The organism is uncultured Abyssibacter sp. (assembly GCF_964000955.1).
Classification (GTDB): Bacteria; Pseudomonadota; Gammaproteobacteria; order Nevskiales; family OUC007; genus Abyssibacter.
Map to the genome: position 1 here is coordinate 1 of NZ_CAXFCL010000219.1, position 1,818 is coordinate 1,818.

The 1,818-nt window shown below is 65.6% G+C and carries 1 protein-coding gene and 1 pseudogene; one reads left to right on the top strand and one right to left on the bottom strand.

Going from position 1 to position 1,818, the window contains the following annotated elements; all coding sequences use genetic code 11:
• A partial coding sequence (locus ABNS06_RS10815; protein ID WP_348674607.1) for a chemotaxis protein CheA occupies positions 1-1,538 on the bottom strand: 1,538 nt, incomplete at its 3' end.
• 32 nt (positions 1,539-1,570) lie between these two features.
• On the opposite strand from ABNS06_RS10815, the pseudogene ABNS06_RS10820 reads away from it, so the two are divergent.
• Positions 1,571-1,693, top strand: a pseudogene (locus tag ABNS06_RS10820) (response regulator); the annotation flags it as partial.
• Positions 1,694-1,818 lie beyond the last annotated feature (125 nt).

Here is a 1,818-nt window from a genome sequence, read left to right on the forward strand (position 1 = left end):
CGTGTGCCCTGGCCAGCCTCGGACGACAGCGTGACCTGCCCGCCCAGACCGACGATGTTGCGCTTGACCACATCCATGCCGACGCCGCGGCCGGACAGGTCCGTCACCGCCTCGGCGGTGGAGAAACCGGGGGCGAACAGCAGTTGCCAGACCTCGGAATCCGGCATGTCGTCGCTGGCGGCAAGGCCTGACGACTTCGCCTTTTCCAGAATGCGTTCGCGGTTGAGACCGGCGCCGTCATCGATGACGTCGATAACGATGTAGCCGCCCTCATGCGCGGCCCGCAGCGTGATCCGCCCGGTTTTCGACTTGCCGGCGGCGGCACGGCGTTCCGGCGATTCGATGCCATGATCCACGCAGTTGCGGATGATGTGGGTCAGCGGATCCACGATCTTCTCGGTGACTCCGCGATCCAGCTCGGTGCCCTCGCCTTCGGTCTGCAGCTCCACCTGCTTGCCCAGCCGTGCGGCGACATCGTGCAGCACGCGCGGAAACCGCTTGAACACGGTTTCGATGGCGACCATGCGGGTCGACATCACCGCTTCCTGAATGTCGCGGGTGTTGCGGGCGAGCAGTTCCAGACCGGCGATCAGCTTTTCGTGATGCATCGGGTCCATGTCCAGGCTGGCCTGGTGGAGCATGGACTGGGTGATGACCAACTCGCCCACCAGATTGATCAGCGAGTCGATCTTGTCGACCGCCACCCGTATGGACGCGCTGCTACCGCCCCCCGGCCGCGCGGTCTTGCTGACCTGTGGCGCGGTACCCGTCGACGGCGCTTGGTTCTGCGCGACCGGCGCCGATGCCTGGGCGGGTTCGCCCGTCTCGGCGTCCAGCGCGGTGATGGTCAGGTCGCACTCGTCCTCGATCCACGCGAAGGCCTCGCGAACGGCGGCCTCGTCGACATCGCCCCGGAGCACCAGATCCCAGCGCAGATAGCACTGCGTGGGGTCAATCACCGTCAGATCCTGGAGCGCATCGGTGTGGACCGTGGCCTCCAACTGGCCCATCGACGCCAGTTCACGCAGCACGTGCAGCGGATCGTTGCCGGTGCTGTACAGCTCGGGATGCGGGCGGAAGTCGATCGTCCAGCCAGCGGTCGGCGACTCGTGTCCGGCATCGGATTCGGCGGACGTGGCCGGACCGGATTCAGCATGTAGCGCCTGTTCCAGCGCCCGCTGCGTGACCTGATGCGGACCGAGGTCGATCGGCCGTTCGGCCTGCGCGTCTTCGAACATCGCCCGCAGCGCATCAACCGATTGCAGCAGCAGATCGATCAGCGCCGCATCGGCCTGACGGGTGCCGGCGCGCAGCTCGTCCAGCAGCGTTTCCACCACATGGGTGAAGGTGCTGATGGAATCGAAACCGAAGGTGCCGGCGCCGCCCTTGATCGAATGCGCCGCCCGAAAGATCGCGTTGATCGTCTCCGGGTCCAGGGCTTCCGGCTGCAAGCTCAACAGGCCAGATTCCATAACCTCCAGACCCTCCGAGCTCTCCGCGAAGAAGGTCTGCTGGAACTGGCGCATGTCGATGCTCATGCCGGACCGCCCTGAATCAATTCAGCACGCGATTGACCACCGAGGCCGGCGCCGACAAGAAGGCCGCTGGCAAGCAGGCCGGCGCCGCCGGATGGCTGGTCAAACCGTTCAATCCCGACCAGTTGATCTCCGTGGTCAACCGCGTGCTGAACTGATTCGGGGCGATCCGGCATGAGCATCGACATGCGCCAGTTCCAGCAGACCTTCTTCGCCGAGAGCGCGGAGGGTCTGGAGGTGATGGAATCCGGCCTGCTGGAATTGCAGCCGGAGGCCCTGGACC